Consider the following 13,426-nt stretch of genomic DNA (forward strand, 5'->3'; position numbering starts at 1 on the left):
AACAGCCAGTACGCCGTCATCGGGACACAGAAAGGACCGACACTGAGGACGTTCACCAACGGTGTGCTACCGTAACGGCCGCCAGTACAGCAGCCCGACCGTCACCGCGAATACCGCCGTCGACAATGGGAGGGACTGCTGGGTGGCCGCGGTCGCCAGCGCAGAGCCACTGCCAGCGACGCCGGTGACGATGGTCGCGAGTATCGGCCAGCTACAGGAGACACAGGAGAGAAGCCCCAGAACGCCCGAGACCGCAGAGCTCGCCGCGTCGACGACCGTGGCGTAGACCAGGTAGGTCAGCGCGGCGTAGCCGACGACCTTGTACGGGAACAGCGCGAGGTTGACGAGGTCGCTCTCGTAGGTCACGGCGGGGCCGAACCCCGGCGGGAGCGAGGTCGAGACGTACCAGCCGTACGATGGCTGGTACGCGCCGGTGTCGAAGAAGAGGTACCCCTCGCTCCAGAGGCCGCCGAAGTACGCGAGGACGAGTCCGTACCCCAGCGCGATGAGCGCCGCCCGCCGTTTCCGTCCCGTCGGTGCGGGTGGAGCCCGCGCGCGCCAGAGCGCCCACGCGCCGAGATTGATCCAGACGAACGGGAGCACGAGCGTCCCGAGCGTGGCGGTTCCACCGTCGGCGAGGAACAGCCCGACCAGGAGTGCCTCCGCGGTGAGGACGATAATCGCGGCGAAGAGCGTCGACGGCTCGGGGACGAGCCGTTCCATCGTCGCCTCGTCGACCGCCATGTCAGACGACCAGCGAGTCGACGACGACGGCGGCCAGGAGCGCGCCTAGGTAGGCGTTCGACGCGTGGAACGCACGGAACGCCGCGTCGGTGGTCTGCTCGCGATGCAGTCGGACGACCATCCAGAGGAAGACCGTCCCGAGGCCCGCGCTGACGAGTGCGTACAGCAGGCCGAGGTCGGCGACGGCCGAGAGTGCACTCGCACCCACGAGCGTGGCCGCGAGGTACCAGAGGATGTGCTTCCGGGTTACGGCCTCGCCGTGGACGACGGGCATCATCGGGAAACCCCCGCGTGCGTAGTCTTCCTTGTATGCGAGTGCGAGGTTGTAGAAGTGCGCCGGAGTCCAGAGGAAGATGACCGTCGCGAGGACGATGCCAGGCAGGCCGATGCGTCCATCGACCGCTGCCGAGCCGATGAGCGCCGGGAGCGCGCCCGCTGCGCCGCCGATGACTGTGTTCTGGACCGTGTTCGGCTTCAACAGCAGCGTGTAGACGATGCTGTAGAAGGCGATGGCGACCAGCCCGAGCGCGGCGACCAGCAGGTTCACCTGCGCGAAGACGACCAGCGACGCCGTCACGAGGAAGAACCCGAACGCCAGCGCGTTCCGCACGGAGATGACGTCGACGGCGAGCGGGCGGTCCGAGGTCCGCTGCATCCGCCTGTCCACGTCCCGTTCGAGGACGTGGTTGAACGTCCCACTCGCGCCGATAGAGAGGACGCCGCCGAGCAGGGTCAGGACGATGGTCTCGACGGCCAGGTCGGTTCCGGTCGTCGCGGCCCCGAGCGCCATCGCGGCACCGGCGACCAGACAGAGGAGCCACATCAGCCGCGGCTTCATCATCCGGAAGTAGGCGTTCGCGACGAGCTTCGCGCGCTGGAAGCCGCCCGACGGAAGCTCGCACGGTTCGGCGGTCGTCTCGGTACCCGACCCGACGACCGTCGGTTCCGGGACCGTCTCCCAGTCATGGTCGGTCGCGGTCTCGGCTTCGAGCGTCCACGCGAGGGCGACGACCAGACCGGTGAAGATGGCGACGCCGACGAGCAGGTGGACGCTCGACAGCAGTGCGGTCGTCCCTGCCGTCGCGGCCAGAGCTCCGAGGCCGACCTGGAGCGGGTAGAGCAGGGCGGACAGGACGACCGCCGTCGTGACCCGGCGGTCGACATCGCCCAACCACGCGGCGAGTGCCGTCGCGACGGCGAGGAATCCCACGACGAGCGCGACGACGCGGTGTCCCCACGCAACGACGAGGTCAGGTTCCGAGAGTGGCACGAGCCACTGGCCGTTGCACGCCGGCCACGTCGGACAGGCGTCGGCGGCGCCGGTCACGGCGGTCGTCGCGCCGACGATGATGAGCAGGTAGACGCCCATCGCCGCGGCAGCGAGCAGCCCCGTGAACCGGTCGTGCGTCCTGACTGGAGAGGGGAATCTGCGAGACACGGCAGTTAGGGGAAGGTTCGCCTGCGTGTACTTAGAGGCCCCGCTTTTCCGTCCGCTGGCTCCCGGGAAAGGCGGCCGTCCGGGGACATTCAGCACATATTTAACCCCATCTTCCCAACCGTCGAAATGCCATGAACACGAAGCGACTCGCCTCCCTCGGGCTCCTCGGCGCGGCGTTCTTGCTGGTGCTGGTCGACCCCGTTGCAGCCCAGGGCGGGGCGTCGTCGTCCTCGGAGGCCATCTGGGGGCTGAACGAGAAGCTCCTCGTGGTCGCCATCCCCATCACGGTCCTCGTCGAGGGCGTCCTCATCTACACCGTACTGAAGTACAAGGACAACGAGGAGGCGAAACCGACGCGTGAGAACCGCCGGCTGGAGATCACGTGGACGGTCGCCACCGCGGTCATCCTCCTCTTCGTCGGCCTCTCGGCCACGATGACGATGGCGAACGACGCGGTCATCGTCGACGACAGTTCGGTCGAGAACCGTGCCGACGTCCCGACGGACGCCGAGCACGTCAACGTCTCAGCCTACCGCTACGGCTGGACGTTCACCTACGACGAACACAACGTCTCGACGTCGAACAAGCTCGTCCTCCCGAAGGACCAGACGACGTACTTCAACATCACGACGCAGGACTGGCTGCACGCATTCCACGTCCCCGCGCTCGGCCTGAAGCACGACGCCGTCCCGGGGCAGCACAACTACATCCAGACCACGCCGTACGAGGTCGGGACCTACCAGGGCTACTGTGCCGAGTACTGTGGCGTCGGCCACTCGGGCATGATGTTCGAGGTCGAGGTCGTCAGCCAGCAGGAGTACCAGCAGTGGCTCAAGAGCCAGTGTGAGAGCAGCGACGGTACCTGGAACGCGGGCGAACAGACCTGTACCAACAAGGGCTCCAGCGGTAACGGCGGCTCCGGCGGTAACGGCGGAAACAGCTCGTCGGGTAACAACTCGACGACCACCGCGACGACGACCGAGTCGGTTCGCATCGCGACTGCGGCCTGAGATCGGTCCTCTCGTTCTCTCGTATTTCCCTGTCTCCAAGCGCGGCCAGCGTGCCGTCCATCTCGACACACTGTCCCGTGTGAACACGCCTCGTAGCGGCTGACGAACGCGCTTGGATGGATTTTTAGTAGTCGGGTCGCAACCCCCGAGTATGACAGTCGCGGAAGAATCTTCGGACGACCACGGGCACGGCCATCACCTCCCGGCGGTCGAGGACTGGCCCAAGGGATTCGGCGAGGCCAGCTGGTGGCCGTTCATCACGGCCATCGGGGGCGGCGGCATCTACCTCGCCGCTGCACTCGCCCTCCTCGCCCAGCGAGGCACAGTCGGATACACCGCGTTCGCCGCCGTCGCCATCGGAAGCGTCGGTGCGTTCGTCTTCGGCCTGTTCGGCTGGCTCTACCACACCTTCGTCTCCACGTTCTGGGAGCGGAGCAAGAACCACAAGGACGAACAGAAGCTCACCTGGGGGATGGTCGCGTTCCTCGGGAGCGAGGTCGCCACGTTCAGTGCCGGCTTCATCTACTACTTCTTCGTCCGGACGGAGGGCTTCGGTGAACTGCCACACCTCGTCGGCAGCCTCGTCCTCGTCAACACCCTGCTGCTGGTCCTCTCCAGTGTGACCATCCACTTCGCGCACATCGCGCTCCTGAAGGGCAACCGCAGCCGGTTCCTCGGACTGCTCGGTGCGACGCTCGCGCTGGGTACCATCTTCATCGGTGGCCAGATCTACGAGTACTACAAGTTCATCGTCAAGGATGGCTTCACACTCGGTGCTGATGCCTTCAGCCAGACGTTCGCCAGCGGCTTCTACGCCCTGACCGGCCTCCACGGTCTGCACGTCACCCTCGGCGCGGTGCTCATCGGCATCGTCTTCGTCCGCGGTCTGCGCGGGCAGTACTCCGCCGAGCGCCACGTCTCCGTCAGCACGGTCTCGATGTACTGGCACTTCGTCGACGCGGTCTGGATCTTCCTCGTCGTCGTCCTGTACGTCGGCGCGGGCGCACACTAACCGACACGCCTCTTTCTCGATGGTCTCTCGTTCCGACAGCAGTCGCGCGCTCCTCGCGGTCCTCGGAGTCACGGCGCTCGCGTCGGGGACGGCGCTGGCCCACGGTGGTTCGCTCCGGGGCGAAGCCGAGACGCTCGCGATTCCGACCTGGCTGTTCCTCATGACCGGCGGTGCAGCCGTCGGCGCGTCGTTCCTGCTCGCGACCACGGTCACCGACCGGCGGTACGTCGCTTCCGTCGACGACTGGCACCGGATTCTCGGAGGCGTCCCCCGCCGAGCACTCCGCGTGCTCGGGAAGTTGTTGGGTGTCGTCGGCCTCATCGCGGTGCTGGTCTTCGGCTTCGTCGGACCAAGTGCACCGCTTCGAAACCTGGCCGTCCTGCTCGTCTGGGTCGGCTGGTGGACCGGATACACGATGACCGCGTACCTCGTCGGCAACACCTGGCCCGCCCTCGACCCCTTCAGGACCATCGCAGAGGCGCTCCCGACGCTGGACCGGACGTATCCCGACGGCGCGGGCTCCTGGCCCGCCGTCGTCGGACTGCTCGCGCTCGTCTTCGTCGAGGTCGTCAGTCCGCTCGCTGACGAGCCGCGCCTACTCGCAACCGTCGTGATAGCGTACGGAACTCTGACGCTCGCGGGCGCGGTGGTCTTCGGCCCCGACGACTGGTTCGAGAGAGCCGACCCGATCTCCGGCGTCTTCCGGGCGTACGGGCGGGTCGCACCGCTTCGGTTCGCGGACGACGAGAGGAGCCTTCGGCTGCGTCTTCCCGGGATGGCCCTCTCGGACGCTTCGTGGGTGACCGGCCGCGGCGAGGTCGCGTTCGTCGTCGCCCTGCTCTGGGTGACGACGTATGACGGTATCGTGACCACGCCCGCCTGGGGAGACCTCGTTCGCTTCCTGGTCGGTCTCGGTCTGCCAGCACTGCTTGTGTACTTCGCCGCGTACGTCGGCGGGTTCGGGCTGTTCTTCGGCGTGTACCAGCTCGCGTCACGACTCGCACGGCGGACCGGCGATACGTATCTCACCCCGGACGAGCTCGCACGACGGTTCACGCCGCCGTTGCTCGCTATCGCCGCGGGCTACCACCTCGCGCACTCGCTCGGCTACTTCGTCTCGTTGTCGCTTCCGCTGGCGGCCGCGCTGGTGAATCCGCTCGCACCGCCCGCGTCTCCGCAGCTGTTCGTCCTGCCGGCGTGGGTCGGCGGCGTCGAACTCGCGGCGGTGCTGCTCGGCCACCTGCTCGCCATCTGGGTCGCCCACGCCGCCGCCTACCAGCTGTTCCCCGGCAGGCTGCAGGCGGTTCGAAGCCAGTACCCGTTCATCGCGGCGATGATCGGCTACACGATGGTGAGCCTCTGGGTCGTCGCCGAACCGAACCTGTTGCCGCCGTTCCTCTGATACCGACCATGACAGACAGAATCGACCACGCCACACTCGAAACCGACGTGCCACCCGGCAAGACGACGTACGACTGCCCCTACTGTGGCCGCCCGTTCCGACGGGAGGAGTACCGGACGCTCCACGTCGGACTGACCCACTACGACGTGATGACCGAGGCGGAGACGGCGGCGTTCCAGGACGCTTACCGCGAGGAGAAGACCGAACTCGGTCCCTTCCGACTGAAAGCGCTCGCGGCGCTCGTGGTGCTGTACTTCGGGCTGCTCATCGTCTACTCCATCGTGACCTGAGCGAGGAGCGGTAGTCGGCCTGGGTCGTCACATCCCCATGTCGGCGGCGGGTTCGGGGACCGGCAGGTCGTGCGGGGAGACGCCGAGAAGCTCTGCGGCGTGGTCGAGCGCCATGTCGAAGCCGTAGTAGCGTTCGAGTTCGTCGCCGTCTGCGGTCGGGCGTACCTTCAACATCGCGTAGCCGTCGATGTTCTGGGCTATCGCCGCGGTGGTTCCGCCCTTGTCGAACTCGAGGACGCGTTCGGCCTCTGTCTCGTAGTAGCGGGCGGTGATACCGTTCTCCGTGACCGTGTCGTCGCTCATAGCCGGCGCTTTGCACCGGCGGGTGTCATAGGTACCGGTTCCGGGTGGACACGGTCCAGCCCGACCACCACCGCCGCGTCCGAAGGCGAAACACATCTGTCCGTCTGGAACGACGCCTCTCGCATGACGAAGTTCCTCCAGAGCGGTCGTCGCCGCGACCTCTGTTTCATCCTGGCGGACGCCGGCTCGCTCCCGGCCCAGAAGCTGAAGACGCGTCTCGAACGCCACTACGACGAGCGCATCGAGCCGAAGTCGTTCTACGGCGCGCTGGAGTCGATGGTCGACGCCGGTCTCCTCGTCGTACGAACCGAGGGGCTCCACGACGTCTACGAGCTGAGCGAGGCCGGTGACAGGATGCTCCAGGCGCACTACGAGTGGGTCGAGTCGCGGATGCGGTGACGCCCACCCGACCGCCCCTCACTCGGCCGGTTCGACGACGTTGGACCGGTTGCCGTACAGGACATCGAAGGTCGCGTGGACACCCGGAACGGCCTCCGGAACCCGCGTGAACTCGACCCCACGGTCGGAGACGGACCGGTAGGTCGCGTGGCACTCGTCGGTCTCGAACACGCGGAGGACACGGTCGGCGACCGGAAGTGAAAGTGGTTCACGCTGGGAGCTCAGGTCCGGAAGACCCGGCGGAACAGGCCGAGTCCGAGCAGACAGAACGCCGCGAAGAAACCCGCGGCGAGGAACGTTTCCGGGCCGTCAGCGGCGGTTAGCCGGCCGAGCACGATGGTGACTAGGAAGATGCCGGCGAGGAGCCCGGAGCCGACACCACCCGCCCGGAGTGCGCCCATCCGTTCAGTCGAGGAGTTGCTGCGCGATGGTGTTGCGCAGGACCTCGGAGGTCCCCTCGTATATCTCGTTCAGCTTCGCGTCCCGGTAGAACCGCTCCGCGGGGAAGTCCTTCGTGTAGCCGTAGCCGCCGTGAATCTGGATACCCTCGTTGGCGACCTCACGGGAGATCTCAGAGGCGTAGAGCTTCGCCTGTGCGGCCTCCTTGATGAACTTCTCGCCGCGGATCTTCTTGTCCGCGGCCTGGTGCATCAGCAACTTCGCGCACTGTATCTTCGTGTCCATGTCCGCCAGCTTGTGCTGGATTGCCTGGAACCCGGAGATGGACTGGCCGAACTGCTTGCGTTCCTGGGCGTAGTCGAGCGCCTGCTCGAGTGCGGCGCGGGCGATTCCCACGGAACGGGCGGCGATGGTGATGCGGCCGCCGTTGAGGGTCTTCAGCGCGTGGACGAAGCCCGCACCCTCCTCCCCGAGCAGTCGGTCGGCGGGGATTCGGAGGTCGTCGAACCGGAGTTCGGCGGTCGGACAGCCCTTGTCACCGAGCTTCTTCTCCGTTCCCTCGACGTGGAAGCCGTCGTCCTCTCCGGGACGGACGATGAACGACGAGATGCCCTTGTTACCCGCGTCGGGGTCGGTCTTGGCGAAGACGGTGACGGTGTCCGCGACCGAACCGTTCGAGATCCAGAGCTTCCCGCCGTTGATGACGTACTCGTCGCCGTCGCGTTTGGCGGTCGTGTCCATCGCGGGGACGTCGGAGCCCGCCTGCGGCTCGGAGAGTGCGAACGCACCGATGTCGGTCCCTTCGGCGAGCGGTGTGAGGTACTCCTGCTTTTGCTCCTCGTCACCGAACTCGTAGATCATGTTGCCGGCGAGCGAGATGTGGGCGGCGACGATGGTTCCGAGCCCACCCGACCCGCGAGCGATCTCCTCGAGGCCGATGGCGTACGAGTGGTAGTCCAGTCCGGCACCACCGTACTCTTCGGGGAAGGGCATGCCCATGAGGCCAAGCTCGGCCATCTCGTCGACGAGCTCGGCCGGGAACTCGTCCTCGTGGTCGATGTCCGAGGCGACGGGGACGACCTCTTCGTCGACGAACTCGGCGACCATGTCCCGAATCTGCTTCTGCTCGGCAGAGAGAGTGAAGTCCATACCGGAAGGTGTCGCCGTCGTCCCTTTACTCTTGCTCAATCTGGAGGATAGTCCATGATGTTTCCTGGTCTCGACCAATCGGGCCTCCGAAAGGTATAGACGACTCGAGGCCTGCCTATATGTATGAACGACTCGTCTCGCCGGCCGGCACGAGCCACGCCACCCACGCACGTGGCAGGAGGCTTTTTCAGCGTGGAATCCCCAGGGGAATGTGAATGAACGAGGAACAGGAGCCGTATCCCGTCGACGACGACCTCGAGTGGTGTTACGAGGCTGTTCAGGGTGTCTCTCGTACCTTCGCCATCACCATCGACGAGCTCGAGGAGCCGACGGCCCGACACATCTGTCTCGGGTACCTGCTCTGTCGCGTGGCGGACACCGTCGAGGACGCGGGACACATCCCGCCGGCCGAGAAGGCCGAGCTGTTGCGAACCTACGCTGCCGTACTGGACGACGACGACCCGACGACCGTCGCGGAGTTCCGCGAAGCCGTCGATCCCTATCTGCCTGCCACGCTCGACGACGACTGGATGGTCGTCGCCGAAGCGCCCCGGGTGGTCAGAACCTACCGGCGGCTCTCGCCCGAAGCGCGCGAGAGCATCCTTCCACCGGTACTCGAACTCACGAACGGGATGGCCGACTTCGTCGAGCGACACGCCGAGACCGGCGGACTCCGTATCCAGACCCTCGAAGAGCTCGAGGAGTACTGCTGGTACGTCGCCGGGACCGTCGGCTCGCTCGTGACGGGTCTCATCACCCGGGGAGCCGCCGACTCGCGAACCTCGAGCCTCAAGGAGAACGCCCGCTCGTTCGGGCTCCTCCTCCAGCTGGTCAACGTCGCGAAGGACGTCAGCGACGACTACCACGAGGAGAACAACGTCTACCTGCCCGCCGAGTGGCTGGCCGAGGAAGGCGTCGACCGCGACAACGTCCTCGACCCGGACAACGAGGATGAGGTCGCCTCCGTCATCGAGCGCGTCGTCGACCACGCCTCCAGCTACCTCGACGACACGCAGGCGTACCTGGAGAACCTGCCCGAGCACCGAGGAAACACGCTCTCGGCGTGGGGTATCCCGTACCTGCTCGCCGTGGCGACCCTGCGGGAACTCCGGAAGCGCCCGCGAGACGTCATCCGAGAGGGTGGCGTGAAGATCTCCCGGATGGAGGTCCTCGCCATCATCGGCTGGTTCCGCCAGAACGGCGACCGACAGGCCCTCGATCACGTGCGGAAGATAGTCGAGACGAAGCCGCTTCACCAGGCAGACCTGTCGACGGCGACGTAAGTATCGAACACCCGTTCTTCGACTCTCCTCAGAGGAGCGGCGTTACGGCATCGAGCACCGGTCGCGCCGAGATGTTCGGGTCGAGCGCGATGTACATACCCTCGTCACCCCGTGTGTAGCGAATGATCGTCAGGTTCTCGAACAGCAGGACGAACCCCGAGAACCGGCCGGCGTCGACGAGCAGGTCGGTGTACAGCTCATCCTCGCGAAGGTCGAGTCGGAGCGACCTGTGAATCTCCTCGGCGACCTCGAACGCCGCCTCCTCGTTCCCGTAGCGCTGGATGGCCTCCTCGGTGATGAACAGCGGGTTCCAGTCGGGGCCGTGGTACTCGACGACGGCGCGAAGTCCCGACGAGAGGTTCTCCCGGAGGAACGCGGCCACGGCATCCGCGTCGAACTCGACCAGTTCGGAGCGGTTCGAGACAGTCACGAACAGAGAGGAGTGAGTCGGCGGGATGAACCTGACGGCCGTCTCGCGCTGGCGCTCAGAAATCGGGCTCGAACCCACGCCGGCGGGTGACGACACGGCCGAGGACCGCGTAAGGGAGTCCCACCACGACGCAGACGAGCGCCCAGATGGCGAACACCGGGGCCATCAGCGCCTCCATTCCCACGATGGGGGCCATCCGTATCGCCAGCAGGAGCGGCCAGCAGACGACCAGGCCGGCCAGCAGGCGGAACCAGTTGTTGCCGCGGTCAGCGAACGCCCCGAGGGGGAAGAACAGCAGGGCCGGTATCGCCATCGCGGTGACTTCGCCCCAGCCTGCGAGGAACGGGACCCCTTCGACACGGAACATGCCGGCAAAGAGGAACTGTATCGCGAGACCGGCGACGACTGTCGCCACTGCTACCAGCGGCGTCTGCCAGTCCGCACTCACGAGCGCGGCCATCGGGACGAACAGGAACGGGAGTGCAGGGACGAGTGGCTCGAGCAATCGCCACTGGGACATCGATGCGGCGAGGACGAGGCCGAGGCCGACGACCGCCAGTGGAAGCGCCGCGGCTCGAACGATCGACCAGTCGTCGTACCGTCCGAGTTTGCGGACCGAGCCGAGCCCGCTGATGAACAGCGCCATCGGGACGAGCGAGAGGAGGAGCGTGTCCTTCAGGAACCGGGGGCCCAGTCGCTCGACGATGGTCGCCTCCGCGGCGACACGGCCTGCGACCCCGCCCTCGTCGTGGAACGCGACGAACGTCTCCTTCGAGAAGTCGACGCTGTACGGCGGGGTATCGGGTCGAGCCCACGTGGCGGCCTCGTCGCCCGCGTTCGGGGACCCGGGCGGGTCGTTCGAGACGATCGTCCCGTCCGGCCCGCGTATCTCGAACTCGGCGACGTTGAACTCGTAGCCACTGCCCCGAAAGGAGTGGAACCGGTCGACGAGGAGGGTCCCGCCGACGCCACGGGAGGCCACGTCGGGCTCCTCGTACTCGATGGTGAGCGTCTGCCCGTCGAGGCCGTAGGTGTAGGGTGTTCCGTCGGTCGTTTCACCGTACTTCTGGTTCAGCGCCTCGTTGATCGTGTACTCGAGGTGCATCTCGTTCTCCCGGAACCACTCGGCCGTCGCCTCGTCGAGCGTGAGCCGGGCGGTCCACTGCCCGTCTCCGTTCTCGTCGACGGCGAGTGTCGCGGTGGAGCGTTCCACGGTCGGCTGGACGTAGTCCTGGTTCGCGGCTCGCTCGAACTCCTCACCGCAGACCTCACAGAGCGGCTGGGGCGGCGAACTCGCCATCGCCGCCGGCAGTGCCGTGCCGACGAGGACGACGACGGCGAGCATCGCGAGTGCTGCACGTTCGGAGGGCATCTGTCAGATAATTCAGTATCGGTGGCAAATACTTTGTGCACCGAAAAAAGGGGCGCGTATGAAGCGACGGGCCCTCCTCACTCGACTCGGCTGCCTCACAGCAGTAGCCGCGGCCGGCTACACCGGTCAGTTGAGAGGTACGAACGACGGTTCCGACACGACACCTGCCCCGACGCCATCTCCCGACCGGTTCTCCATGTCTCGGGCGTATCTGCGAGATGCGTTTCTCTCCGTTTCCGGTGCCGACACGGCGACTGTCTCCTCGAAACCGGACGCACGCGTTCTCTTCGCCTCCGTCAGGAACTCGTCGGGAGCCACATTCAGCGAAGACGAGTTCGTCCTCCGCCTCGGGAACAGCGAGGTCGCTGGTGAGACTCAGTTCGACCCGCAGAGTCGAACCGCGTTCCGGTTCGTCGACGACGGCGGCGGTGTCCACGCCACCTGCGACGGGGTCGACTCGGGAGAGCAGTGGGTCCTGTTCACCGTGCCCGCGGAACAGCAGATAGAGACGGCGAGGCTCACCGTTCCGGGCGACGGAGATGCGGGCTGGAACCTCGACTCGACCATCGTGGAACGAGTGCGGAAGCCGCTTCCCACCATCTCGCTCTCGTCTGTTTCGGTCCCCGAGTCGGTCGGGTCCGAAGAGCCAGTTCCCGTCTCCTTCGAACTCGTGAACGACTCGTCGTTCGACGGCGTGTTCCGGGCGGCGATGAACGAACACGGCTACTACAACGGCTACTACCCCGTATCGATTCCGGTTCCTGCCGGAGAGTCGGTCTCGAAGACGGTCGAACTCCCGAACCGCGCCCCGGACGCCGAGAAGATGGAGTACGAACTCAAGACGGCGGATAACGAGGAACAGTTCGAGGTGGCGGTCACCTCGTGAGTTCTGCGAGAGAGATGTACAGGGTCAGTACGGGAGCTCCGGTCCAGCCTCCCGGAAGCGCCGTGACGCTTCGCTGATTCTGACGCCGGCGACGTAGAGTGGGGCGCCGAGTGCGGCACTACCGACGGCCCACGCGACGAGCATGGGCGGCGTCACGAAGGAGAACCCGTCACCCACCACGAACGGGAACGCCAGTGCGAACGGCGCGATGGAGACGAACACCGGGAACAGGAACCTGAGCGGGTTCGACCGGGCGGATAGCTGTCCGAACCAGTAGGCGGCCATCGGGGTGGCCACGTAAACCGCAGCGGTCGTCTGTAACGAGTCAGGTCCGAGCGCGACTGCCGACACCAAAACGAGCCAGCAGGTGAGAGAGAGTATCGATAACCCCGTCGCTGCTCCCCCGACGAGTCTCCGATAGACTGCGAGGCCGACGACCGCCAGCGCGGACTGGCCGACGAGTCCGCTCGCGAGCACCGGAAGGAGTTCGAGCACGGGAACGCCGACCCCGAGGATTCGACCGCCGTCGAGGAAGGCGAAGCTGAACCAGACGGCGCTGAGGAGGGCGAGGGTGGTGGTACCGAGGAACGCGACGCGGTCCCTGCCGAACCGGTGATTCTTGGCGAGATGGCCGCCGACGAACAGGAGACCCGTTGCCGAGACCCCGAGAATCACCGACGGGACTCCGGCGAAGCGAGCGAGGGTGGGCCAGAGGAGCGTGAGGGCGGTCAGTCGAAGCGCGAGCACGGTAGCGATTCCCCCGACCGGTCCCGGGTCCGGGGCGAATATCACGGTCGCGGCACTGTCGATATAGGCACCGGCTCCGGTGGTCGACCAGCGGGTACTGTTCCCGTCGGTGCTGGTACTGCCGCTGGCGTGCGTCACCACCGCGTCCGCTGGGCCAGACAGGGTCATCCTGTCGGCGTCGACCACGATCCCGAGCCCTGGACCACGGGCGAACGCATCGAAGACGAGGACGTCAGCCGGCCCGTGGTCGGCGACGGCCGGCGTGTCGAACCGGACCGTCAGCGTGTCTCCGGTGACCGTCGTCGAGAGGTTCCGCGGGTCGTCGAACACGGTCTCGTCGGAGGCGTAGATGGTTCGAACGATTCGGTTCCGGCGCGTCGCGTCGTCAGCGAGTGCGCTCGCTCCTTCGTCGAGTATGACCGTGGCGGTCCAGGTAGCCGACCCTGACTCGTCGAGGTCGCCAGAGAACGTACTCTCAGCCACGCGAACCGTGACGCCTTCCGCCCTCGCAGTCGTCTCGAGCATCTCGCTGCAGACTCCACAGATCCGTTGCCTCGGTTCG

General features: G+C 66.3%; 16 protein-coding genes. 7 read left to right on the forward strand and 9 right to left on the reverse strand.

Annotated features, from left to right (window positions below; all coding sequences use genetic code 11):
- Window positions 1-66: 66 nt before the first annotated feature.
- On the reverse strand, window positions 67-744 hold the full coding sequence (locus ACSC1Y_RS13945; protein ID WP_435335526.1) for a DUF7546 family protein: 678 nt from the start codon (window positions 742-744) through the stop codon (window positions 67-69).
- A 1-nt stretch (window position 745) separates the two neighbouring features.
- On the reverse strand, window positions 746-2,182 hold the full coding sequence (gene cyoE / locus ACSC1Y_RS13950; RefSeq protein WP_435335527.1) for a heme o synthase: 1,437 nt from the start codon (window positions 2,180-2,182) through the stop codon (window positions 746-748).
- Between the two features lie 131 nt (window positions 2,183-2,313).
- On the opposite strand from cyoE, the gene coxB reads away from it, so the two are divergent.
- From coxB to ACSC1Y_RS13970, 4 genes are all read left to right on the forward strand, one after another.
- Complete coding sequence (coxB, locus tag ACSC1Y_RS13955) at window positions 2,314-3,192, forward strand: cytochrome c oxidase subunit II (protein WP_435335528.1); 879 nt, start codon at window positions 2,314-2,316, stop codon at window positions 3,190-3,192.
- A 151-nt stretch (window positions 3,193-3,343) separates the two neighbouring features.
- Entirely contained in the window at window positions 3,344-4,204 is an 861-nt protein-coding gene (locus tag ACSC1Y_RS13960) for a cytochrome c oxidase subunit 3 (protein WP_435335529.1), read from the forward strand.
- Window positions 4,205-4,223: 19 nt separating this feature from the next.
- Window positions 4,224-5,606, forward strand: a complete 1,383-nt coding sequence (locus ACSC1Y_RS13965) for a hypothetical protein (RefSeq protein ID WP_435335530.1) — start codon at window positions 4,224-4,226, stop codon at window positions 5,604-5,606.
- An 8-nt stretch (window positions 5,607-5,614) separates the two neighbouring features.
- Window positions 5,615-5,896 carry a DUF7410 domain-containing protein gene (locus tag ACSC1Y_RS13970; protein WP_435335531.1) on the forward strand — a complete coding sequence of 94 codons (282 nt, stop codon included), beginning with the start codon at window positions 5,615-5,617 and terminating at the stop codon, window positions 5,894-5,896.
- Between the two features lie 27 nt (window positions 5,897-5,923).
- Here the strand turns inward: ACSC1Y_RS13970 and ACSC1Y_RS13975 are convergent, their stop codons facing one another.
- Window positions 5,924-6,199 (reverse strand): DUF7111 family protein, encoded by a 276-nt coding sequence (locus ACSC1Y_RS13975; RefSeq protein ID WP_435335532.1) that lies wholly within the window; start codon window positions 6,197-6,199, stop codon window positions 5,924-5,926.
- Window positions 6,200-6,322: 123 nt separating this feature from the next.
- Here ACSC1Y_RS13975 and ACSC1Y_RS13980 point away from each other — a divergent pair, with 123 nt between their 5' ends.
- Window positions 6,323-6,598, forward strand: coding sequence for a PadR family transcriptional regulator (locus ACSC1Y_RS13980; RefSeq protein ID WP_435335533.1), 276 nt, complete (start codon window positions 6,323-6,325; stop codon window positions 6,596-6,598).
- Window positions 6,599-6,616: 18 nt separating this feature from the next.
- Here the strand turns inward: ACSC1Y_RS13980 and ACSC1Y_RS13985 are convergent, their stop codons facing one another.
- From ACSC1Y_RS13985 to ACSC1Y_RS13995, 3 genes are read right to left on the reverse strand one after another with little or no spacing between them, the layout of a single operon-like run.
- Window positions 6,617-6,769 (reverse strand): VOC family protein, encoded by a 153-nt coding sequence (locus tag ACSC1Y_RS13985; protein WP_435335534.1) that lies wholly within the window; start codon window positions 6,767-6,769, stop codon window positions 6,617-6,619.
- 50 nt (window positions 6,770-6,819) lie between these two features.
- Window positions 6,820-6,999: a hypothetical protein gene (locus ACSC1Y_RS13990; protein WP_435335536.1), complete on the reverse strand. Its 180-nt coding sequence runs from the start codon at window positions 6,997-6,999 to the stop codon at window positions 6,820-6,822.
- Window positions 7,000-7,003: 4 nt separating this feature from the next.
- Window positions 7,004-8,146, reverse strand: a complete 1,143-nt coding sequence (locus ACSC1Y_RS13995) for an acyl-CoA dehydrogenase (RefSeq protein WP_435335537.1) — start codon at window positions 8,144-8,146, stop codon at window positions 7,004-7,006.
- Window positions 8,147-8,361: 215 nt separating this feature from the next.
- Between ACSC1Y_RS13995 and ACSC1Y_RS14000 the strand changes: the two genes are divergently transcribed.
- Window positions 8,362-9,429, forward strand: a complete 1,068-nt coding sequence (locus ACSC1Y_RS14000; RefSeq protein ID WP_435335538.1) for a phytoene/squalene synthase family protein — start codon at window positions 8,362-8,364, stop codon at window positions 9,427-9,429.
- A gap of 28 nt (window positions 9,430-9,457) precedes the next feature.
- Here the strand turns inward: ACSC1Y_RS14000 and ACSC1Y_RS14005 are convergent, their stop codons facing one another.
- Window positions 9,458-9,859: a DUF7522 family protein gene (locus tag ACSC1Y_RS14005; RefSeq protein ID WP_435335539.1), complete on the reverse strand. Its 402-nt coding sequence runs from the start codon at window positions 9,857-9,859 to the stop codon at window positions 9,458-9,460.
- Window positions 9,860-9,914: 55 nt separating this feature from the next.
- Window positions 9,915-11,231, reverse strand: coding sequence for a hypothetical protein (locus tag ACSC1Y_RS14010; protein ID WP_435335540.1), 1,317 nt, complete (start codon window positions 11,229-11,231; stop codon window positions 9,915-9,917).
- 58 nt (window positions 11,232-11,289) lie between these two features.
- Between ACSC1Y_RS14010 and ACSC1Y_RS14015 the strand changes: the two genes are divergently transcribed.
- Entirely contained in the window at window positions 11,290-12,117 is an 828-nt protein-coding gene (locus ACSC1Y_RS14015; RefSeq protein WP_435335541.1) for a hypothetical protein, read from the forward strand.
- A gap of 24 nt (window positions 12,118-12,141) precedes the next feature.
- On the opposite strand, the gene ACSC1Y_RS14020 is transcribed toward ACSC1Y_RS14015, so the two are convergent.
- Window positions 12,142-13,389, reverse strand: a complete 1,248-nt coding sequence (locus tag ACSC1Y_RS14020) for a hypothetical protein (RefSeq protein WP_435335542.1) — start codon at window positions 13,387-13,389, stop codon at window positions 12,142-12,144.
- Between the last annotated feature and the right edge of the window lie 37 nt (window positions 13,390-13,426).

The organism is Haloarchaeobius lipolyticus (genome assembly GCF_051208015.1).
Classification (GTDB): Archaea; Halobacteriota; Halobacteria; order Halobacteriales; family Natrialbaceae; genus Haloarchaeobius.